The organism is Streptomyces sp. NPDC001530, assembly GCF_042894545.1.
In the GTDB taxonomy this organism is placed as follows: domain Bacteria; phylum Actinomycetota; class Actinomycetes; order Streptomycetales; family Streptomycetaceae; genus Streptomyces.
In genome coordinates this window covers 211133-231353 of the sequence record NZ_JBIAVS010000018.1, presented here as the reverse complement: position 1 = coordinate 231353, position 20221 = coordinate 211133, and the positions used below count along the sequence as shown (strand labels likewise).

Here is a 20221-nt window from a genome sequence, read left to right as displayed (position 1 = left end):
CGCCGACCCACTCGCCCATCGCCACACGACGAGTCTGGCCCTGCCGCTGACGCGGCAGGGCCAGAACCCAAGATCTTCACGAGCCTTCTAGGGCCCGAGCAGTGGCGGGCCCACCGGCCCGCCCGTCGACTCGCGCGCCATCAGCCGCGGCGGCAGCACCTCGGAGGCGGTGTCCTCCCCGGCGATACGCCGCACCAGCAGGGCCACCGCGCGGCGCCCCTGCTCGGCCATGGGTGAGTGAACGCTCGTGAGGGGGACGGGGAGTTCCGCGGCCAGCGGGGTGTCGTTGAAGCCGGCGAGTGCGAGGTCGTGGCCCAGCCGCAGGTCCAGGTCGCGGGCCGCTCCGGCGGCGCCGATCGCCGCGAAGTCGTTGACGGCGAACAGGGCGGTGGGGCGGTCGTCGACCGCCGCGAGCAGGGTCGAGGCGGCGCGTCGCCCGCCCGCGGTGTCGAACGCGGAGTGCACGACGCGGTGCGGCGGGACGGGCAGCCCCGCCTCCCGGTACCGGTCGACGAAGCCACGCGTCCGGTCGGCGCCCGTGCTGGCGAACGGCTCCCCGGCGATCACCCCGACGGACCGGTGCCCCAGAGCCAGCAGATGCTCGGCGACGAGCCGGCCGCCGAGACGGTCGTCGCAGGTGACGGAGGTGTGCCCGGCCCGGGTACGGCGGTTCACCAGGACGAAAGGCGTGTCGCGCAGTTCGGGGAGGTCGAGGGCCGCGCCGTCCAGATGCGCGTCGCCGATGATCAGCCCGTCGACGCGGCGGGCCAGCACCATCGCGATCCGTTCCCGCTGGAGCGCGGGGTCGTCGTGGGTGTTCGTGACGAACGCCGACAGTCCACGCTCGGCGGCCGCCTCCTCGGCACCCTCGTAGACGGTCGCCATCACGATCTCGGACAGCCGTGGCACGAGGACGCCGATGAGGTTGCTGCGCCGGGTGCGCAGCCCCGCGGCCAGCGGGTTGGGCCGGTAACCGAGCTCGTCGGCGAGTTCTCTGATGCGCTGGGCCGTGTCGCCGGACGCGGCGCGCACTCCTCGGTCGCGAGGGCCGTTCAGCACGCGGGACACGGTGGAGACGTGCAGACCGAGTCGCTCGGCGATGCTCTGGAGGGTCACAGGACCCTTGTCCGCCATGACCCCGTCCCCCTGCCTTGGCCTGCTCTGGCCTTCTCTGCCGTGCGTTGCCCCGGCATGCCTTGCCCCGCCGTGCGTTGCCCCGCCGTGTCGTGGATGACGCTCATTGTCGCTCACCTCGGGTGAGAGGTCCGAGCAGGCTTGCGCAATCGTTTGGGCCAAACGATTGGCGCAAACGATTGGGTGGGGCATACTGACAGCTCGTGCGCAACCAAAGCCCTTGGGGATGGGGGGAGTTGACGTGGGAGTTCGTCAAAGAGGGGCACTGGCGGTGGGGTTGGTGCTCGCGACTGTGGCGCTGGGCGGGTGCGGCCGGGCCGAGGGCTATCGCCCGGACGACTCCGCCGCGGGTGCGACCGCGAGCGCGAGTCCCTCGGAGAGCGAGGCCGCGCTCGAAGAGGGCGACTGCGTGGCTCGCGACGGCGATGCGGACGGTGGCGGTGCGGGCGACGGCGATGTCGACAACGGCGATGCCGACAACGGCGATGTGGGCGATGGAGGTGCGGACGCCGGCGGTGTGGACGACGGCAGTTACCGCAAGGTGTCCTGCGACAGCACCGCGGCGCGGGGGACCGTGCTGACCATGCTCAGCGCGGACGACCCCTCCGCGACTGCCGCCAACTGCCCTGTCGGCGCGGACTTCGGCGTGGAGATCCATCGCGCGTCGTACGACTACCGGCTGGGCCACGGCCAAGTGGTCTGCGTACGCAATCTCAAGGCCCCGCACCCGGGTGACGTGGGCCAGGGAGGCGGGCCCGCCATCGTGGAGGGCGACTGCCTGCGCGTGACGGACGACGCGGTGGACGAGGTCGCGTGCCGCACAAAGGGGAGGAAGGACGGAGCCACGCACAAGGTGGTCTCGTTCCTGTACGACCAGACGGTGATCAGCGGGCTCTCGCACAACCCCTGCCCCGACGGCTTGACGGGCGTATCCATCACGGAGGTGATGGACGTCGCCTCCGACCACGACGACACCGTCGCCTGCGCCAAGGAGCTCTGACAGCCTCCATAGGCAGAGGTGTCACCCGCTGTTCTCGCCGGTCAGCCCGTCGGCCCGCCAGCCCGCCAGCCCGTCTGCCGGTCAGCCCGTCCCGAGCCCCGTCCCCCGCCAAGGTCATCCACTCCACGGCTCACCTTCCTTCCCTTTCGGCCAGCAGCTGGGGGAGTCGGGGCGGCCAGAGGGCGTCCGGAGAGGTGGCCAGTTCCTCGCGGGTCCACCAGCGCCAGTTCAGGATCCCGTCCTCGGCGTGTGCGGCGGCGAGATGGTCGCCGACCGGTTCGCGACGCGGGCCGTGCGCCACATAGATGTGCTCGTGCTGGCGCACGGGAACCCCGGCCCGCGTGAAGTCGTGCTCCCAGGTGCACAGCAGCGGGCCCGGCGTCAGGTCGCCCCACCCGGTCTCCTCGCGCAGCTCCCGCAGCGCGCCCTCCCGCGGACTCTCCCCCTCTTCGATCCCGCCGCCGGGCATCGCCCAGTGGACGCCGACCTCTTCGTTGTCGTACCGGAAGAGGAAGACGGATCCGTCGGGATCGAGGACGGCGACGCGCGCGGCCGCGCGCGGTGTGCGCAGCGCCTTCCGCAGCACGGCGCAGGGTCGGCCGAGTCGGCGGTCCTTGCGCCGCCCGATGACCTCGTACCCGAGCGAGGTCCAGAAGGCGAGGCCCTCGGGGTTGCTGTCGAGCACGGCGAGCCGCACGGCGTCCCGCCCCGCGCGCCGGAACCGTCCCTCGACGCTTGCCACCAACTCCCGTCCGTACCCCTTGCGTTGCTCGCCGGCCTCCACCATGAGGAACCCGATCCACGGATCGGGATCGTCCGGGTCGGGATGCCGCGCGAGCGTGATCACGACCCCGACGAGCTTTCTGCCACTCCGGCCCAGGAGCACCTCCACGTCCGGATGCGCCAACTCCTCGGCGAGCGCGACCGAGACCTGCTCCGGGCGGATGTCGTCAGGGTCGGGGAAGTCTCCGCTCAGGGCATGGAAGTCGCGGTGGGAGGCGTAGAGGGCGGTGAGCTCAGTGAGCAACTCGCCGCTCGGGACGCCGTCTTCGGGCGTGAGGGATTCGATCAGCATGCTGCGCACGCTAGTGCTGAGGCCGGGAACGTTCACCGGGGTGGTCGCGATGCCCTCGATCGCCGGACGGGTGGACACCCCAACCTGTCCGGCGATTGAACCTGCTCAGGTCCTCCTCCCTCAGCGGGTGCGCCCTCCTCCGCAAGGCGGAGACAGTCCGCCGCAGCGGACGAAGCGCGGCTGCCATGTCTAGGACCAGCATGTACGGCATGACGACGGCGAACGCTCCCCTCCCCACCCTCACACCCGCACCTGTCTGGGCTCGTCGCGCCGCCCACGCCATCGCTCTGTGCGCAGTCCCGTCCGGCCTGTGGCGCATCGCCATGGCATCCGGTGTCTATGTGGGCTACAGCGACCAGGTGCTGCGCGACGTCTACGACATCCCCGGCTGGGGCATCGCATACGTCGTCGGCCTCTCCGTCCTTGCCGAGCTGGCCGCTCTGTTTCCGCTGCTGCTCGTCAGCGACCGGTGGCGGCCGCGGCGCCCCCGGGCCCTGGCCGCGCTGGCCTGGACCGCCTCGGGCGTCCTGGTCCTGGTGGCGCTGTGGCAACTCGTGGTCGCTTTCACCGTCGAGAGCCGGACGTACATGTCGAGCAGTACGGCAGAAACCGTCTGGGGCTTCGCTTTCGCCCCGCTGTTCGCCATCCCTGCCCTGATGACCGCGGTGACCTGGTCATACGCAAAGCGGCACCGGGTACGGGCACAGGCATAGCCCCTACCACGTGCTTGACATCAGCTACTCCCCTTCCGGTGATGCCGTCCCGCCTCCCCACGCTGGTTGGAGCGTCCTCACCTCCAACCGGCACAACGAGCAACCCGGCAAACCTTCCCGGTCACAGCACTAGCTGCCGCCGGGATCATCTCGGAGCTCGAACCAGACACGTTTTCCTGTGGCCGGAAATCCGTCGCTGCCGGTCACACCCCAGTCGTGGGCGAACCCGGAGACCAGGAGTAAGCCCCGACCGCTCTCCGCCTGCGTGTCGGGGCCGATCGGGCGAGGCGTGGCGTCGGCGGTCTCGTCGTACACCGAGACGCGTACGCGGTCGTGCCGGACGACTGCTTCCAGGCGTACGACGAGGGAGGCGGTGTGCGCGCCGACGTTCGTCACGACCTCCGACACCAACAGACGGGCAGTATCGGCGAGTTCACGGTGACCCGTGGCCTGGAGGAGGAGGGCGATCGTGTCTCGGCAGATCTTGGGGCTGGTGGGGGAGTTGGGGGTGCGGAGGCGGTAGATCTGTGGGGGGTGTGGAGTCGGGTCGTCCATGTGGGGGGGGGGCTCCGTCGTTGGTCCTGGTGTTAGGGATCTCCGTGCCGCACACCGCCATGGCTCGGCCGGGCCAACTGGCCTGGCTGCACTGCGGTCTTACTGGTGTGCGGAGCGGCGTGGGGAAGACAGTAGGGCACAGATATGTGACGTCGCATAGCTGTGACGTAGTTTCCACTCGTGTGAGTGGACCCGCTGGAAGACCGAGCGGCAGACTGTGTCCGCGAGTCAGGAAGGGAATCGATGCCCCCCAGGAGCCATCCCACCGCGCGCCAGGTGCGGTTGGGCGCGGAGCTGCGCAAGTTGCGTGAGGCAGCAGGGCTGACCACCACGGAGGCCGGCGCCCTGCTCGGAGGCAACCAGGCCCAGATCAGCCACATCGAGGCAGGCCGGTGGGGTGTCAGCGCCTCGCGTGTGAGGCAGTTGGCCGTTCACTACGAGGCCTCGAACGCTCGCCTGGTCGATGCCCTGTGTGCCATGGCCGAGGTACGGGGCAAGGGGTGGTGGGAGGAATACCGCAGCGCCCTCGCCCCAGGTTTCCTCGATGTCGCCGAACTTGAGCACGGGGCTTCGTATCTGCGTTCCTTGCAGACGGTGACAATCCCGGGGATCTTGCAGATCGAGGACTACGTACGAGCCATCCATGATGGTCGCATCCCACCGCTTCCCGCGGCTGTGGTCGACCTGCGGGTGGAGTTCCGGCTTCGGCGAAGCCAGATTCTTGACCGCGACGACCCGCCCCCATTCGAGGCGTTCATCCATGAGGCTGCCCTGCGAATGCGGTTCGGCGGCCGTAAGGTCACGCAGGCGCAGCTGAGGTACCTGCGAGAAGCTTCCGAGCGGCCAGCCGTGACTGTGCGCGTCATCCCCTTCGCCTACGAGGGCTTCATCGAGGCGACTCAGCCTGTGTCCTACACAGGTGGCCCAGTACCGGAGTTGGACACTGCTCGCGTCGACAGTGCTCTGGGCGGACGGAGCCTGTACGCCGACGCCGCGCTGAAGAAGTACCGTGCGCAGTTCGAGGTCGCCGACCGGGCCGCACTCGGTACGGAGGAGTCCCTTCGGCTCATTTGCGACATCGAGAGAGAGCTATGACTACGTTTTCCACGCACGTGATCCGCTGGCAGAAGTCGTCCTTCTCGGGCGTGGACGGCGAGGACTGCGTCGAGCTCGCCCACCATGGGGGGAGGACCCTCATACGTGAGAGCGATTCCCCCGGTGACGTACTCGCTGTACTGCCGCACAGCCTCGCGTTCCTGATACGCGGAGCCAAGACCCACTCGTTTATGCCAGGACGGGAATAGTCCGGAGTAAGCGTGGACGTGCGGCGACGGACTCCGTAGCGTCGAGTGCAGTGGGCCTCCGCCGGAGGCCGGGCGCGAGGGGGCTCCGTGGCTCGTGAAGAACTGACTCGGCTCACCGGCAAGGTGGGCGGGCCGAATTGCGATGACGACGATTGCCCGAACGTTTATCGGCACAACGGACGAGGCTCCATCGTCGTGCAAGGCGAAGTGTACGACGGCTTCGCCGTGCCGGACGGTGAAGGGCTGATTGAGATTTCGGAAGCGGTACTGCGGGAGGCTGTCCGTGCTCTTGGATGGTGAGGCGTGGCGGGCCGCGTTCGACGCCTATGAGCGAGAGGCATGGCGCTTCGAGGCTCAGCCCGTCTACACCATGCCCCGGGAGGCAGAGAACGTGGCACGTTTTCTTCGGGGAGAGCCAAAGCCGGAGGATCACAATGCACGCTGGCATGAGCGGGTGCGCGGATACGTCGCCTCCGGGAGGCGAATCGGCCGAGTGAGAGTGGTCCGCCGTCCGCTGACCGACTACCAGGGGTACCAGTTCGCATGGGGCATTCCGGGGAACATTGAGGCCGGTGAGGATATTCGCATCCTTGACGTCACAGACGACGACTACGGTCTTCCGCTGGCCGGCCAGGACTGGTGGCTGTTCGACGACTCCCGGATCGTTCATCTGAACTTCCGTCCTGACTGGACGCAAATCAATCGCGAAGCTTTCGAAGGCGATCTGAGTCCGTATCGAGAGTGGAAGCGTATTGCCCTGCTCCACGCGGTGCCGTTCGCGCGGTATGCGAAAGAACACGGTGACATACGAGCCTGAGTAACTGGGCCAGTCCAAGAGCGATTTGGCGGAGAAGTTGCGTGAACTGCGCAAGCGAGCCGGTCTTACGGGAGACAGGCTCGCCCGGCGCTGCAACATGTCCCAGTCGCAGATCAGCAAATTCGAGACGGGTAAGAAGACGCCGAAGCTTGTCGATGTCGAGCGCATCCTACGAGCACTCGACGCGCCCCCGGAACTGGTCGCCGACATCTTGGTCATGGCCCGGATCGCCAATACCGAGTGGCAGGGCAAGCGATCGTCATGGCGCAGGGGAACCGAGAAACGGCAAGCCGAACTGGCCGCGCTGGAGGCTGATCTGGAAGGTGAGCCATGCGTGAAACCGATCTCTACCGCATCCCCATCGACCGTGCCGAGTTCTCGAAGGCCTGCGGGGGCAACACCCATCCCGACGGCGAGTCCTGTGTGACGCTGGCCAGGATCGGCCCTGACGCGTGGGCCCTGGGCGACAGTAAGAAGCCTCAAGCGGAACCTCTGAGGTTCACCACCGCGGAACTGTACGCGGCCGGTATCGACCCGGCGCGGTTCGGTCTGTCGGCCTGATCCTGCCTTGTCCGGTCGGCTCTACCTCTCCTTCTTCATGGAGGGTGGGGCCGACTGGCTCCCTCCCGCCTCTGAGCCCGCTGGGACGACTTGTGCAGCACCACCATGGCTATCTGTGGACGGGCCCGAAACAACGCTTCGACCAGGAAGCGCTCCGGCGGCCTCCGCATCCTGATCCGCCCCCTGCTGGGAGCAGACCGGAACTGATCCAGCGATACCGCGAGGTGGTCGCGGAATTCTCCATCTCTGATCTGCCGCCCCTGGAAACGGCGTTCTGGCTGATGAAGCCGCGCTCTGTCGTCCGTGCCACGTGGGACGAGCCGAAGGACGCGGCTGCCTGGTTCGGGGAACGGTTGACCGAATATGCGCCCCGTTTCGACTGCGCTGAGGAGCGTGACATCATGCGCATCGCGCTACTCGTGAACTCCACGATGGAACAACTGAGTTGGGGCGGTGACGTATCCCTGGGCTTCTACCTCGAACGCCCCTCGTATCTCTCTCTGGCTCTGGTCACCTGCTCACCGAACCGTGCGGCTCCCGATCTGCCGTGCCCTGCTCCACAGAGGAGATGAAGCGTGACGAAGGGACCGTCGTTCGAGGAATTGCTGGGCAAGGCCAGCCGCTCAGCTGTGCACCTTGAGATGCGCGACTCGTACGGCATCGGCGACGAGGCCGAGGACTTCGACAACTGGAAGCGCACGGGAAAGCGCGATGTGGACCCCGCGTCGGACTATTGGACACCCTGGGTTGACTTGATTCGGTGCACGGTGGCCCGAGGCGTCGTCGTCCGCCGTGCCCGAGTCGTGTCGGAACCGGCTACCGACTACATCCGCTACGAGCACGCAGGCAGCGTGGTCAACGTCCATGCGGGGGAACAGGTTCGCTGGCTGCCCAGGCGCCGGGCGTCGGACATCGCTCTGCCGGGAAACGACTGCTGGGTGTTCGACAGTGAGACCGTGCTCTTCAACCACTTCACGGGCAATGGGCACTGGGCCGAGCCCGGCTGGGAGGTTCGTACCGAACTCGCCGTGGCACAGCTGGCCTCAACCGCATTCGAAGCGGTGTGGGCGCGGGCGGTCCCACATGACGAATACCGGCTCACGCCGTAGGGGAGGAAATCGCGCATGAACACCACCGGGCACGAGCACCGAACGTGGGACAGGCATCTTGAAGAGGGGACGGGTCCGGTCCAGGACCAGTTCCTGGAGCTGGTGCGGAGGACCAAGGACTCCCGTCACTACTCTCCGAACACCGTCTGGGGCAATCTCCAGACCGCGGATTACGCGCGGGCCGTTTTTCGGCGAGTCGTCGATTTTCATGAGACGCCGGATGACGTAGAGGCCGGAGTGGCACGGCGCCGGGCTCGGGCGCAGTTCTTGGGCCAGGGTGGCCGGACGTATCACTCTCTGCTCGGTGAACAGGCTCTGCGGACGAATCTGGGCGGCACGGACGTGATGCGGGGCCAGCTGAGGCATCTGCTTCAAGCCCTTGACCTGAACGGCCTCAAGTTAGGCATCATCCCGTCGCGGGCGGAGCTCGCCCTCTATCCCGCCCACGCGTTCTCGATTTTCGACGGCCGTCTGGTCATGGTCGAGACGTTCTCCGCGGGGCTCGACATCACGAGCAGCGAGGAAGTCGCGGTCTACGAGAAGGCGTTCGTCTGGCTCGAACGTTCAGCGGTCTACGGGGCAGAGGCGCGGAGGCTGATCGAGGCTGAGTTGAACGCCCTGGGTCAACCCGCCGGGTGAGCACCGTAGGAAACGGCACGTCCGCCTGTCCGGGAGGTTCTCCCCGGGCAGGCGGACGTTGAGCGTGCCGCAGGCGAACGTCAGACGTTCACGCCGAAGTCCTGGGCGATGCCGACCAGGCCCGAGGCGTAGCCCTGGCCGACGGCGCGGAACTTCCACTCGGCGCCGTTGCGGTAGAGCTCGCCGAAGACCATGGCCGTCTCCGTGGCCGCGTCCTCGGAGAGGTCGTAGCGGGCGATCTCGGCGCCGCCGGCCTGGTTGATGATGCGGATGTAGGCGTTGCGGACCTGGCCGAAGTTCTGCGAGCGGGTCTCGGCGTCGTAGATGGAGACCGGGAAGACGATCTTGTCGATGTCGGCGGGGAGGCCCGCCAGGTTGACGTTGATCGCCTCGTCGTCGCCCGCGCCCTCACCGGTGCGGTTGTCGCCGGTGTGGACGATCGTGTTGTCCGGGGTCTGCTTGTTGTTGAAGAAGACGAAGTGGGCGTCCGAGTAGACCTTGCCCTGCTGGTTGACCGCGATGGCCGAGGCGTCGAGGTCGAAGTCGGTGCCCGTGGTGGTGCGGACGTCCCAGCCGAGGCCCACGGTGACGGCGGTCAGGCCCGGAGCCTCCTTGGTGAGCGAGACGTTGCCACCCTTGGACAGGCTTACAGCCATTGTTGGGAGTCCCTTCCCTCGTTGCGTTCGTACGGGCTTCGCACTGAGGACGAAGCTACCGTCACCCCTATGAACGACGAGAGGGGTCCCATAGGTTCCGTCCCTCTTTACTTTCTTTACCTAGGGGCCGTGCCGGGTTCCCGAAAACCTGGTGACGTGGACCGGACAGGCGCGCGACCATGGACGGCATGTCCGGTCCTTACGTCATCCGCGGCTCCGTCTCCCTTCCCGAGGCCGAGCTCATCTGGCGTTTCTCGCGGTCCAGCGGGCCCGGCGGACAGCACGTGAACACCAGTGACTCGCAGGTCGAGCTGCGGTTCGACCTCGCCAGGACCGAGGCGCTGCCGCCCGTCTGGAAGGAGCGCGCCCTCGCCAAGCTCGCGGCGCGGCTCGTCGACGGCGTCATCAGCGTCAGGGCCTCCGAGCACCGGTCCCAGTGGCGCAATCGGGAGACCGCCGCCGTACGGCTGGCTTCCCTGCTCGCCGAGGCCTCCGCTCCGCCGCCCAAGCCGCGCCGGCCCACCCGTATCCCGCGTGGCATCAATGAGCGCCGGCTGCGCGAGAAGAAGCAGCGTTCCGACACCAAACGGGGGCGTTCCGGCCGCGACTGGGGCTAGCGGTCGGCCCTGCGCTCTCGGCGCTCGTCACATCCGCTCCCCAGCGTGCGTCACATCCACTCCCCAGCGCTCGTCACATTCACTCCGCGCGATCCGTCAATCCGGTAACGGGACGGACCGCGACGAGGAGATGTGACCCATGGGCGACGTGAGCAAGGCCGAGAGCGAGTTCCTCGCCGAGCGGTTCGAAGCGCACCGCAGTCATCTGCGCGCCGTCGCCTACCGCATGCTCGGCTCGCTCGCCGAGGCCGATGACGCCGTGCAGGAGGCCTGGCTCAAGCTGAGCCGGGCCGACGCCGGCCGGGTCGACAACCTCGGCGGCTGGCTGACGACCGTCGTCGGACGGGTCTGCCTGGACATGCTGCGCTCCCGCAGGACACGCGGCGAGGAGCCCTTGGAGGAGCCCGGCGTGCGGATGCCGGAGCCGGTCATCAGCCCCGTCAGCGGCATCGACCCGGAGCAGGAGGCGCTGCTCGCCGACTCGGTGGGCCTCGCCCTGCTCGTCGTACTGGAGACACTGACGCCCGCCGAGCGGCTCGCCTTCGTACTGCACGACCTGTTCGCCGTGCCGTTCGAGGAGATAGCGCCCATCGTGGGCCGTACGCCGGCGGCGTCCCGTCAGCTCGCCAGCCGCGCCCGGCGCCGGGTCCAGGGCGGGGCGCCCGCGCCGGATCCCGACCTCGCCCAGCAGCGGGAGGTGGTCGACGCGTTCCTGGCGGCGGCGCGCGAGGGCGACTTCGACGCGCTCGTCGCGGTGCTCGACCCGGATGTGGTGGCGCGCTCCGAGGGCGGCGTGACGGCCGGCGCGGCCGCTGTGGCCTCGGGGGCGAGCAGCTTCGCCCACCTCGCCCGGATCGCCCGGCCCGCCCTCGTCAACGGCGCCGCGGGTGTCGTGGTGGTCGCCGACGGGCGCCTGGTCAGCGTCCTGGCCTTCACGGTCGTACACGGCAGGATCGCCGTGATCGACATCCTCAACGACCCGGAGCGACTGGCCGGGCTCGACGTCACCGTCCTCGACCGGTAGCCGCGGGCCGGCCAAAAAAGCCCCGGATCAGTACACCAACACCGGATCAGCACACCAGCCCCGGATCAACGCACCAGCCCCGGATCAGCCACATCAGCCGCGGCTCACTCCCATCACCGCAGCTCGCTACCGATAGCCGCGGCTCAGCCCAACTGCCGGTACCGGCCCTTGAAGTACGTCAGCGGCCCCCCGTCCGCACTCGGCACCCGCGCCGTCAGCACACGGCCGATGACGAGCGTGTGGTCGCCGGCGGTCACCCGCTGCTCCGTGCTGCACTCCAGGGTCGCCAGGGCGCCGCCCACCAAGGGAGCACCGCTCGCCTCGCCCCGTACGTAGGGAATGTCCTCGAACAGCAGCCGGTCGCTGATGCGGCCCTTCATGGCGAAGCGGCCGGCGATGTGCCGCTGGCTCTCGGACAGCACGGAGACGCCCCACAGGGGCTGCTCGTCGAGCAGGTCGTCCATACGGGAGCCCTCGCGCAGGCTGACCAGCACCAGGGGAGGGTCGAGGGACACCGACATGAACGCCGTGGCCGTCATGCCGACGTCCTCGCCGCCCGGAGCATCAGGGTCGTCCGGGTCGAGCGGCGGCTCGTGCGCGGTTACCAGGACCACACCCGCGGCCAGCCGGGACATGGCGGCACGGAACTCGTCGTTGCTCACCCCCACAGCATGCACGGAGGGAGAGGGGGGAGCGGCAGGGTGAGTCTTCAGCACGCCAAGACGCTAGTCTCCGCCCCCGGGCCCGCACATCGGACCTCGGCCCGAGCCGGGTCCTAGGACCAACGACGGACGAACCACGCACCCCCGCATGCCGACAGCGGACACCACGCACCCCCGCATGCCGACAGCGGACACCACGCGCCCCCGCATGCCGACGACGGATTCCATGCACACCCCCGCATGCCGGCGACGGACAAGACGACGGACACAATGAGTCACAGCCCCTGCACAGGTCCGCGATATGCGTTCAGTAATCGCACGGGAAAAATGCAGAAACCCCACTTAATTGTTCACGTTACGCTGTGACTTGAGTCACAGGAGCCATATTTTGTTGACCCTGTGTACCGAGTGGGCAGCGCGCTGTGATTCAGTGGCGGAGAAGCTAGGCAAGAAGCTACCAAGTAGTAAGCCGAAGAGAACCCTGGAGTTGCTGCGAGGTCTCGAGGGGAGGGCGAATGGAGACCGAGTCGGAGCCCTACGTCCGTCTTGCGACCCTGCGGCAGCTGCATCAGGTGATGGCGGACATGAACACCGCCCGCAGCCTGGCCGACACGCTGCAGACGGTCGCCGACGGCGTGGTCACCGGCCTCGGCTACGAGCTGGCGTGTGTCAACCTCGTACGCCCGGACGGCGACCTCGTCGTCGCCGCGCTCGCCGGTAACTCCGCCGCCGAGGCCCTGATCACCGGCCGCGTCGGCTCCCGCGCCTCCTGGGACCGCCGGCTGAGCATGGGCGAGGCCTGGGGCGACCTCAGGTTCATACCGCACACCGAGGGCTGGGTCCTCGACGAGGACGACGTACCGCAGTGGTACACCGACGGTCCCGCGCCCCGCTTCGAGGACGAGTGGCACCCCTCCGACCGCCTCTTCGCGCCCATGTACACCCCGGGCATCTCAGGCGGCAGCACCGGCGAGCTGATCGGTGTCCTGTCCGTGGACCGGCCGCGCAACGGCCGGCGGCCGGGCGCGTGGGGCCGTGAGGCGCTCCAGATGTACGCCTTCCAGGCAGCCATCGCGATCAGCAACGCGCGTCTACGCGCGAACATGCAGCGTGCCCTGGTCCGCCTGGAGCGTGAGCAGCAGGCCCTGCGCGCCAGCGAGGAGTCCTTCCGGCAGGCCTTCGAGTACGCGCCGAGCGGCATGGCGATCGCCGAGATGGGAGGCGACCAGCACGGCCGGATTCTCCGGACGAACGACGCGCTGTGCCGCCTCCTTGGCCGCCCCGCCTCCGCGATGCGCCGCTACTCCTTCTCCGACCTCGTGCACCCCGAGGACATCGGCACCCTGCTCAGAACCTCCGCCGAGGGCGGGCGCGCCGAGCTGCGGCTCGGGCGCCGCGACGGCACCTACGTCTGGGTCCACCTGCGCAACTCCGTCGTCGCGGACGCCGCCGACGGCCCCCGCTTCCTGCTCACCCACGTCGAGGACATCGAGGAGCGCAAGCGCCGCGAGCTGCAGCTCGCCCACCGCGCCTCGCACGACGCGCTCACCGGCCTGCCGAACTCCGCCGAGCTGCGCTCCCGGCTCAGCGCCCGCCTCTGTCAGCGCCCGCAGTCCCTGCCGCCCGGCGCGGTCGCCTCGCTGGACGCGGCGTACGGGCACGGGCAGTACGCGGAGCTGCCGGACGCCGGGCAGGGCGCGTTCGAGGGGAACGGCCACCCGGCGTACGACGGGAACGGCCACGGTTTCGACTTCCGGTCCAGCTCCGAGGCGTACGACGCCTTCGACCACCACGTCCACACCATCGCGCCAGAGGGCGAGACGGACGACGGCACCAAGGGGCTCGCGGTGCTCTTCTGCGACCTCGACGGCTTCAAGTCGATCAACGACCGGTTCGGGCACAACGCGGGCGACGCGGTCCTCATCGAGGTGGCGCGCCGGCTCACCAGCGGCGTCCGGGACGGCGACACGGTCGCCCGGCTCGGCGGCGACGAGTTCGTGGTGCTCGCCGACGGGCTCGGCCGGGCCGACGCCCAGGACCTCGCTGTACGGCTGCGGAACGCGATCATTCCGCCCATCCGCGTCGACGGACGGGCCGTCCGCGTGGGTGCCAGCTTCGGCATCGGGTGGGCACACTGCGGCATGACGGCGGACGAGGTGTTGAAATCCGCTGACGAACGGATGTACGTCGAGAAACGGTCTCGTCCCAAACAGCACAGGCGTGCGGGATAAATCGCAGGTCAGTGGGTTGATGCGGTGAAGGAACCCCGTTCGGCCCAGCGAGAGCGGGTAGGCTCGCCATTCATCCGTGTACCGCATCTGAACCGCACCCGCTGAGGAGACCAAGGGATGACGCCCGGCAACAACGGCGCGAGCACGCCCGAGGACGACGACCCGTTCGGCTATCTCTACGCCGACGGTCAGGCCAACGGCGCCACCCCGCCCAGTGGAGGCGGCGGCTACGGCTACCCCGGCTCGGTCAACCGGGTGCGGGCGGTCGGTGAGCGCCAGTACGGACAGCAGGCGCCGACGGCCCCCTACGGCCAGGTCCCGCAGCAGCAGGCGTACGGCCAGCAGCCCGCGTACGGCCAGCCGCAGGCGTACGGACAGCCGAACGCGCACTACGCCGCCCCCGAGACGATGGGCGGCGCGCCCACCACCCGGCAGCCGCTGCCCGGCGACGGCGGCGGGCGCGGCCGCGGCCCCAACACCAAGGGCCTCCTCATCGGCGCGATCGCCGTGGTCGCGGCCGTCGTCATCGGCATCGGCGTCGCCATGCTGGGCGGCGGCTCGGACGACGACAAGAGCGGCAACGAAGCGGGCTCGACCCCCTCGGCCTCCCAGAGCGCGTCGCCGAGCCAGTCGGCCTCCCAGAGCGCCGGTCCCGCCGAGGAGCTGCCGAAGATCGACGCGAAGGCGCTGAACCTCGGCACCGGCGTGACGACGGCGTCGGACGTCGCGGGCGCGAGCGCCGACGGCGGCGTGTATGTGACGGGCCTCAACGCCGTCGGTGCCTCGGTCACCTGGACCGTGAACGGCATTCCCAAGGACGGCCTCTACACCCTCTTCGCGGGATTCAGCGCGACCGGCGAGGACCAGTCGATGACGCTCACCGTCAACGGCAAGACGTTCGGCAGCAAGATGAACCTGGGCAACTTCACGGGCGCCGCCGACGGCGACTTCGCGAAGGGCTGGACCCAGACCTACGCGTGGCCCACCCTCAACAAGGGCACCAACACGATCTCCCTGTCCTGCCAGGCCGGCGACAAGTGCAACGTCCTGCTCGACCAGCTGTGGCTGAAGGAAGGCCAGGTCAAGAAGTAGCCCGGGCGACGGCGGTCACGCCGCCGTAGCGTCCCCCGTCACCGCTATCTGGCCCACCAGCGTCTCGTACGCCGCGCGGTCGAACTCGCCCGCTGTGGGGGCCAGTACGGTTGCTGCGGACAGGGCGACGGCGCGGGCGAGGCGGTCGGGCCAGGGCAGGCGCTCGACCAGGCCGGAGAGCAGTCCCGCGACCGCGGAGTCACCCGCGCCCGTCGGGTTGCCGTGTACGCGGCGCGGCGGGACGGCCCGCCAGCGGCCGTCCGCGTTGGCCGCGAGGAGGCCGTCGGCGCCCAGGGAGGCCACGACCGTGTGGGCGCCGCGCCTGCGGGCGTCCCGGGTGGCCTGCGACGGGTCGTGGGAGCCGGTGAGTTCGGCGAGTTCGTCGGCGTTCGGCTTGACGATGTCGGGGCGGGCCGCGACCCCGCGGCGCAGCGGTTCGCCGCTGGTGTCCAGCAGGACCGGGACCGCCGACGCGCGGGCGGCGCGCACGAGTTGGGCGTACGCCCCCACCGGCACCCCCGGCGGCAGGCTGCCGCACAGGGCCACCGCCGAGGCGGAGCGCAGCAGATGCTCGTAGGCCTCCTGGAAGGCCGACCACTCGGCGGGGGTGATCTCCGGGCCGGGTTCGTTCAGCTGGGTCGTGTCGCCGGTGCCGGCGTCGACCACGGCTATCGTGCGGCGCGTCGATCCGGTCACCGGGACCAGCGCGTCCACCACGCCCGGTGTGTACGTGAGTTGGTCCTGCACCGCGCGGCCGGTCGCGCCGCCGGTGAAGCCCGTGACCGTCACCTCGTGGCCGAGGGCGGCGAGCACCCGGGCCACGTTCAGGCCCTTGCCGCCCGGGCGTTCGGTCACCTCGGTCACCCGGTGCGAGGTGTGCGGCCGCAGGGACCGTACGCGATAGGTGATGTCGAGAGCGGTGTTCAGTGTGACCGTGAGGATCACCTGGGCCGACCTCCCCCGAAGAGATTCATGAAGTAGACGCTGGGTATGCGCTTGCCGGTTGTTCCGGAGGCACGATCATGCCAAAGACAACGGCGGTCGGCCCAGTCCCCCGGGCCAACCGCCGTGCGGCAACAAAGGTGTGAATCACCCCAGTTGGGGATCGACCACCCACTCGCCCTTGCGCATCACGCCCTTGAGGGCGAAGTCCGCGTCGAGGACCACCAGATCCGCGTCCTTGCCCGGCTCCAGCGAGCCCACCTTGTCGTATACGCCGAGCAGGCGCGCCGGGTTGGCGGAGAGCGCCGCCACGACGTCCTCGACCGGCAGCCGGTCGATCGTCACCGCGCGCTGGAAGGCGCGGTCGAGTGTCAGCGTCGAGCCCGCGATCGAACCGCCCTCCACGAGGCGGGCGACGCCGTCCGCCACCTCGACCTCCAGCGGGCCGAGCATGTAGCGGCCGTCGCCGAAGCCCGCCGCGTCCATGGCGTCCGTGATGAACGCGACCCGGTCCGCCCCCGCGTGATGGAACGCCAGCTCCAGGGAGGCGGGGTGCAGATGCGTACCGTCGTTGATCAGCTCGACGGTGATCCGCTCGTCCTCGAGGAGGGCGGCGATGGGGCCCGGGTCGCGGTGGCCGAGCGCGGGCATGGCGTTGAACAGGTGCGTCGCCACGGTCGCACCCGCGTTGATGGCCTCCACCGTCTGCTCGTACGTCGCGTCCGTGTGCCCGATCGCCGCGATCACCCCGTGCTCGGCCAGCAGGCGTACGGAGTCGATGCCGCCCGGCAGTTCGGTGGCGAGCGTGACCATCTTGGCGCGGCCGCGCGCCGCGTCGATCAGCTTGCGGACCTCCGCCGGGTCCGGGTCGCGCAGCAGCTCCTCGGAGTGCGCGCCCTTGCGGCACGGCGAGATGAACGGGCCCTCGAAGTGGATGCCCGCGATGTCGCCCTGCTCGGCCAGCTCGGACAGCAGCCCCGCGCGCTGGGCCAGGCCGTGCATGTCGCCGGTGACGGTCGAGGCGACGACGGTCGTGGTGCCGTGCAGCCGGTGCGTGTGGACGCCCTTGAGGACCTCCTCGACGGTCCCGGAGGTGAAGGAGGCGCCTCCGCCGCCGTGGTTGTGCATGTCGACGAAGCCGGGGACCAGCCAGTGGCCCGACAGGTCGACGGTCTCCGTCTCGGCGGGAAGGCTTCCGACGATCCGCGCACCGTCCACGATCACGCGGCCGCCGTCCACGATCCCGGTGGGCAGGACCACCCGGGCGCCGGCGAGAACCTTGCTAAGGGCCATCAGGTGGTTACCTCCGAGCGGTCGGTGTGGTGGGGGCTGGGTTTGCTTGCCGGATTTATTTCGTTTACGTCGGTTTCGAGTAGATCCCAGGCCAGCAGGCCCGCGCCCAGGCAGCCGGCCGTGTCCCCCAGGGCCGCCGGAACGATGGACGGCAGCTTCTGGAAGGTGACGCGCCGCTCGACGGCGGCCCGCAGCGGTGTGAACAAGGTTTCCCCCGCCTCCGCCAGACCGCCACCGATGATCAGGGTGCGCGGGTCCAGCAGGGTGAGCGCGGTGACGAGACCGTCGGCGAGCGCGTCGACGGCCTCCTGCCAGACGGCGATCGCCCGGGGTTCCCCCGACTCCACGGCCTTCGCGCAGTCCGCCGCGTCCGCCGCCGGATCGCCGGACGCCTCGGCCCAGGCCTGGCTGACGGCCGCCGCGGAGGCGAACCGCTCCAGACAGCCGCGCTGCCCGCACGGACACGGGGTCCCTCCGGGGCGTACGACGATGTGGCCGATCTCGCCCGCGAAACCGTGCGCGCCCTCCTCGACGCTGCCGTCGATGCCGATGGCGCCCGCGATACCGGTACCGAGGGGCACGAACAGGAAACGGTCCGCTCCCTGCCCCGCGCCGATGCGGCCCTCGGCGAGCCCGCCGGTGCGCACGTCGTGCCCGAGCGCCACGGGTACGCCGCCCAGCCGGTCGCCGAGCAGCCGGCGCAGCGGGACGTCACGCCAGCCGAGGTTGGCCGAGTACACCGCGATGCCGTGCGCGGCGTCGACGATGCCGGGGACGGCGACTCCGGCGGCGGACGCGGGCTCGCCGAAGCGCTGCTCGCCGTAGGCGCGCAGTTCGGCGGCGAAGCCGAGGATCGTCTCGACGACGGCGTCCGGACCGCGCTCCCGGCCGGTCGCCCGGCGGGCCTGGTGCAGCAGCTCGCCATTGGCCCCCACGAGGGCGGCCTTCATCCCGGTGCCGCCCACATCGAGGGCGATGACATGTCTCACGGGGGACAGTGTCGCCCCTTACCCCAGGAGAGGTCTAGTCCACTCACGTGGTGTAGACCTTGTATCCGCATTCCGAGACAGATGCAACGGACGCAGAAGCAAATCGGGCTAGCGGCCGGCCAGGGGTTGGCCGGGGGTTGGGAGAAACAGCTGTGCAGCGGCGTAGGACAGGACTGATCGCGGTGGTCTCCGCCCTGGGCATGACGGCGACCCTCGCGGGCTGCGGCGGCTCGGGCGGTTCCTCGGATGTGACCCTCAAGCTGGTGGCCGCCGACTACGGCGACTCCAAGGCCAACAGCTCCCAGAAGTACTGGGACAGGCTGGCCAAGGAGTACGAGGCCGACCACCCGGGGGTCAAGGTCGACGTCAGCGTCTACTCCTGGACCGATGTCGACCGCAAGGTCAAGGAGATGGTCGCGGCGGGCAACGCGCCCGACATGGCGCAGATCGGCGCGTACGCCGACTACGCCGCGAAGGGCGAGCTGTACAAGGTCGACGACCTGCTCTCCATACCCGTTCAGGCCAACTTCGTCCCGCAGCTCACGGACGCCGGGCAGATGGACAAGACGCAGTACGGCATGCCGTTCGCGTCCTCCACGCGGCTGCTCTTCTACAACAAGACGCTGTTCTCCGAGGCCGGCCTGACCCCGCCGGAGAGCTGGAGCGAGCTCGCGGCCGACGCCAAGGCGCTCAAGTCCAAGGGCGTCAAGTTCCCCTACGCCCTGCCGCTCGGGCCGGAGGAGGCGCAGGCCGAGACGATGCAGTGGCTGCTGAGCGGTGGGGGCGGCTACACCGGCGACGTCGGCACGTACTCCATCGACTCGCCGCAGAACGTCAAGACGTTCACCTGGCTCAAGGACGAGCTGGTCGGCAAGGGGCTGACCGGGCCGGTCGCGCCCGCGAAGCTGAACCGGGCCGACGCGTTCTCCGCGTTCGCGCGCGGCGAGGTCGGGATGCTCGTCGGGCACCCCACGCTGATGCAGATCGCCGCCAAGAAGGGCGTGAAGTTCGGCATGGTGCCGATGCCCGGTGTCGATGGCAGGACCAAGGCCACGATGGGTGTCGCCGACTGGATGATGGCCTTCAAGAAGAACCGCCACGGCAAACAGATCGGCGACTTCCTCAACTTCGTCTACGAGGACAAGAACGTGCTCGCCTTCTCCCACGAGTACAACCTGCTGCCGGTCACCGCGTCCGCGTCCGAGGCGATGGCCGGTGACAAGGACGACCAGGACCTCGCCCCGTTCCTGGACGAGCTCCCCGCCTCCGTGCTCTACCCCGTCGGCAGGACCTCCTGGGCCGGGATCAGTGCCGACATCAAGAAGCAGATCGGCAAGGCGGTGAGCCCGAGCGGTAGCCCGGCCGGGATCCTGGGGTCGCTTCAGATCACGGCGACCACGGAGGACAGCGCGGCGTAGCACTGTCGGTGCCGGGGGATACGGTGCTGTCCATGGAGGACCTCACCCCGCGGGAACAGGCCATCCTCGCCCTGGAGCGTCGCGGCTTCCCCGGCCCCGGGGCCAAGGAGCGCGCCGTCCGCGAACAACTGGGCCTGGCGCCGGTGCGCTACTACCAGCTGCTCAACGCTCTCCTCGACGACCCGCGCGCCCTCGCCCACGACCCGGTCACGGTGAACCGCCTCCGACGGGTGAGGGAGGCGCGGAGGGGGGAGCGGTGACGCGGGGGTGGGGGGTGGGTTTTTTCGCCCCCTCCGCCCCTACCCGTCCCGTACCAGCCTTTCGGCTGCGGGTGGGTGGGGGCTTGTCGCGGCGGTGCCCCCCCCCCCCCCGGGGGGGGGGGGCCGGGGG

The 20221-nt window shown here is 69.5% G+C and carries 25 protein-coding genes; 17 read left to right on the top strand and 8 right to left on the bottom strand.

The annotated features are described in order from the left end of the window. Window positions 1-87 precede the first annotated feature (87 nt). A complete protein-coding gene (locus ACFY0T_RS34210) occupies window positions 88-1134 on the bottom strand; it encodes a LacI family DNA-binding transcriptional regulator (protein ID WP_388879460.1) in 1047 nt (348 codons plus the stop codon). Between the two features lie 280 nt (window positions 1135-1414). On the opposite strand from ACFY0T_RS34210, the gene ACFY0T_RS34205 reads away from it, so the two are divergent. Beyond that, the gene (locus ACFY0T_RS34205) at window positions 1415-2134 is read left to right on the top strand and encodes a hypothetical protein (RefSeq protein ID WP_388879457.1); all 720 of its coding nucleotides are present in this window, start codon (window positions 1415-1417) and stop codon (window positions 2132-2134) included. Between the two features lie 130 nt (window positions 2135-2264). Here ACFY0T_RS34205 and ACFY0T_RS34200 read toward each other — a convergent pair whose 3' ends face one another. After that, window positions 2265-3209: a GNAT family N-acetyltransferase gene (locus ACFY0T_RS34200; RefSeq protein WP_388879454.1), complete on the bottom strand. Its 945-nt coding sequence runs from the start codon at window positions 3207-3209 to the stop codon at window positions 2265-2267. 200 nt (window positions 3210-3409) lie between these two features. On the opposite strand from ACFY0T_RS34200, the gene ACFY0T_RS34195 reads away from it, so the two are divergent. Continuing rightward, window positions 3410-3922, top strand: a complete 513-nt coding sequence (locus ACFY0T_RS34195) for a hypothetical protein (RefSeq protein WP_388879502.1) — start codon at window positions 3410-3412, stop codon at window positions 3920-3922. Window positions 3923-4051: 129 nt separating this feature from the next. Here the strand turns inward: ACFY0T_RS34195 and ACFY0T_RS34190 are convergent, their stop codons facing one another. Beyond that, window positions 4052-4477 carry an ATP-binding protein gene (locus ACFY0T_RS34190; RefSeq protein WP_388879451.1) on the bottom strand — a complete coding sequence of 142 codons (426 nt, stop codon included), beginning with the start codon at window positions 4475-4477 and terminating at the stop codon, window positions 4052-4054. 243 nt (window positions 4478-4720) lie between these two features. Between ACFY0T_RS34190 and ACFY0T_RS34185 the strand changes: the two genes are divergently transcribed. The 9 genes from ACFY0T_RS34185 to ACFY0T_RS34145 all read left to right on the top strand — a co-directional run bounded on the left by ACFY0T_RS34185 (window position 4721) and on the right by ACFY0T_RS34145 (window position 8907). Further along, on the top strand, window positions 4721-5572 hold the full coding sequence (locus ACFY0T_RS34185) for a helix-turn-helix domain-containing protein (RefSeq protein WP_388879448.1): 852 nt from the start codon (window positions 4721-4723) through the stop codon (window positions 5570-5572). Continuing rightward, window positions 5569-5781, top strand: a complete 213-nt coding sequence (locus ACFY0T_RS34180) for a DUF397 domain-containing protein (protein ID WP_388879445.1) — start codon at window positions 5569-5571, stop codon at window positions 5779-5781. The genes ACFY0T_RS34185 and ACFY0T_RS34180 overlap by 4 nt, the downstream gene beginning before the upstream one ends. Window positions 5782-5868: 87 nt before the next feature. Continuing rightward, complete coding sequence (locus tag ACFY0T_RS34175; RefSeq protein ID WP_388879427.1) at window positions 5869-6081, top strand: hypothetical protein; 213 nt, start codon at window positions 5869-5871, stop codon at window positions 6079-6081. After that, window positions 6065-6598 (top strand): DUF6879 family protein, encoded by a 534-nt coding sequence (locus ACFY0T_RS34170; protein ID WP_388879424.1) that lies wholly within the window; start codon window positions 6065-6067, stop codon window positions 6596-6598. Before ACFY0T_RS34175 ends, ACFY0T_RS34170 begins: the two co-directional genes overlap by 17 nt. A gap of 25 nt (window positions 6599-6623) precedes the next feature. After that, on the top strand, window positions 6624-7025 hold the full coding sequence (locus tag ACFY0T_RS34165; RefSeq protein WP_388879421.1) for a helix-turn-helix domain-containing protein: 402 nt from the start codon (window positions 6624-6626) through the stop codon (window positions 7023-7025). After that, window positions 6929-7159, top strand: a complete 231-nt coding sequence (locus ACFY0T_RS34160; protein WP_388879418.1) for a DUF397 domain-containing protein — start codon at window positions 6929-6931, stop codon at window positions 7157-7159. The genes ACFY0T_RS34165 and ACFY0T_RS34160 overlap by 97 nt, the downstream gene beginning before the upstream one ends. Before the next feature lie 92 nt (window positions 7160-7251). Beyond that, window positions 7252-7731: a hypothetical protein gene (locus ACFY0T_RS34155; protein ID WP_388879415.1), complete on the top strand. Its 480-nt coding sequence runs from the start codon at window positions 7252-7254 to the stop codon at window positions 7729-7731. Window positions 7732-7734: 3 nt separating this feature from the next. After that, window positions 7735-8268 (top strand): DUF6879 family protein, encoded by a 534-nt coding sequence (locus ACFY0T_RS34150; RefSeq protein WP_388879412.1) that lies wholly within the window; start codon window positions 7735-7737, stop codon window positions 8266-8268. Window positions 8269-8283: 15 nt separating this feature from the next. Next, window positions 8284-8907, top strand: a complete 624-nt coding sequence (locus ACFY0T_RS34145; RefSeq protein WP_388879409.1) for a DUF5753 domain-containing protein — start codon at window positions 8284-8286, stop codon at window positions 8905-8907. Between the two features lie 80 nt (window positions 8908-8987). Here the strand turns inward: ACFY0T_RS34145 and ACFY0T_RS34140 are convergent, their stop codons facing one another. Continuing rightward, window positions 8988-9563 (bottom strand): TerD family protein, encoded by a 576-nt coding sequence (locus ACFY0T_RS34140; protein WP_388879406.1) that lies wholly within the window; start codon window positions 9561-9563, stop codon window positions 8988-8990. 188 nt (window positions 9564-9751) lie between these two features. Here ACFY0T_RS34140 and arfB point away from each other — a divergent pair, with 188 nt between their 5' ends. Both arfB and ACFY0T_RS34130 read left to right on the top strand, forming a co-directional pair. After that, window positions 9752-10180, top strand: coding sequence for an alternative ribosome rescue aminoacyl-tRNA hydrolase ArfB (arfB, locus tag ACFY0T_RS34135; protein WP_388879402.1), 429 nt, complete (start codon window positions 9752-9754; stop codon window positions 10178-10180). 139 nt (window positions 10181-10319) lie between these two features. Next, window positions 10320-11204 (top strand): sigma-70 family RNA polymerase sigma factor, encoded by an 885-nt coding sequence (locus tag ACFY0T_RS34130; protein ID WP_388879399.1) that lies wholly within the window; start codon window positions 10320-10322, stop codon window positions 11202-11204. 143 nt (window positions 11205-11347) lie between these two features. Here ACFY0T_RS34130 and ACFY0T_RS34125 read toward each other — a convergent pair whose 3' ends face one another. Then, entirely contained in the window at window positions 11348-11839 is a 492-nt protein-coding gene (locus ACFY0T_RS34125; protein WP_388879499.1) for a flavin reductase family protein, read from the bottom strand. Window positions 11840-12381: 542 nt separating this feature from the next. On the opposite strand from ACFY0T_RS34125, the gene cdgB reads away from it, so the two are divergent. After that, complete coding sequence (gene cdgB / locus ACFY0T_RS34120; protein WP_388879396.1) at window positions 12382-14097, top strand: diguanylate cyclase CdgB; 1716 nt, start codon at window positions 12382-12384, stop codon at window positions 14095-14097. A gap of 117 nt (window positions 14098-14214) precedes the next feature. Beyond that, complete coding sequence (locus ACFY0T_RS34115; protein ID WP_388879393.1) at window positions 14215-15189, top strand: carbohydrate-binding protein; 975 nt, start codon at window positions 14215-14217, stop codon at window positions 15187-15189. Between the two features lie 15 nt (window positions 15190-15204). Here ACFY0T_RS34115 and ACFY0T_RS34110 read toward each other — a convergent pair whose 3' ends face one another. From ACFY0T_RS34110 to ACFY0T_RS34100, 3 genes are all read right to left on the bottom strand, one after another. Continuing rightward, window positions 15205-16134: a 1-phosphofructokinase family hexose kinase gene (locus tag ACFY0T_RS34110; RefSeq protein WP_388879390.1), complete on the bottom strand. Its 930-nt coding sequence runs from the start codon at window positions 16132-16134 to the stop codon at window positions 15205-15207. 144 nt (window positions 16135-16278) lie between these two features. Continuing rightward, a complete protein-coding gene (gene nagA, locus ACFY0T_RS34105) occupies window positions 16279-17424 on the bottom strand; it encodes an N-acetylglucosamine-6-phosphate deacetylase (RefSeq protein WP_388879387.1) in 1146 nt (381 codons plus the stop codon). Continuing rightward, window positions 17424-18413: an ROK family protein gene (locus ACFY0T_RS34100; protein WP_388879384.1), complete on the bottom strand. Its 990-nt coding sequence runs from the start codon at window positions 18411-18413 to the stop codon at window positions 17424-17426. Before ACFY0T_RS34100 ends, nagA begins: the two co-directional genes overlap by 1 nt. Window positions 18414-18565: 152 nt before the next feature. Here ACFY0T_RS34100 and ACFY0T_RS34095 point away from each other — a divergent pair, with 152 nt between their 5' ends. Both ACFY0T_RS34095 and ACFY0T_RS34090 read left to right on the top strand, forming a co-directional pair. Continuing rightward, complete coding sequence (locus ACFY0T_RS34095) at window positions 18566-19831, top strand: ABC transporter substrate-binding protein (protein WP_388879381.1); 1266 nt, start codon at window positions 18566-18568, stop codon at window positions 19829-19831. Between the two features lie 32 nt (window positions 19832-19863). Further along, window positions 19864-20091 (top strand): DUF3263 domain-containing protein, encoded by a 228-nt coding sequence (locus ACFY0T_RS34090; protein WP_388879378.1) that lies wholly within the window; start codon window positions 19864-19866, stop codon window positions 20089-20091. The last annotated feature ends 130 nt before the right edge of the window (window positions 20092-20221 follow it).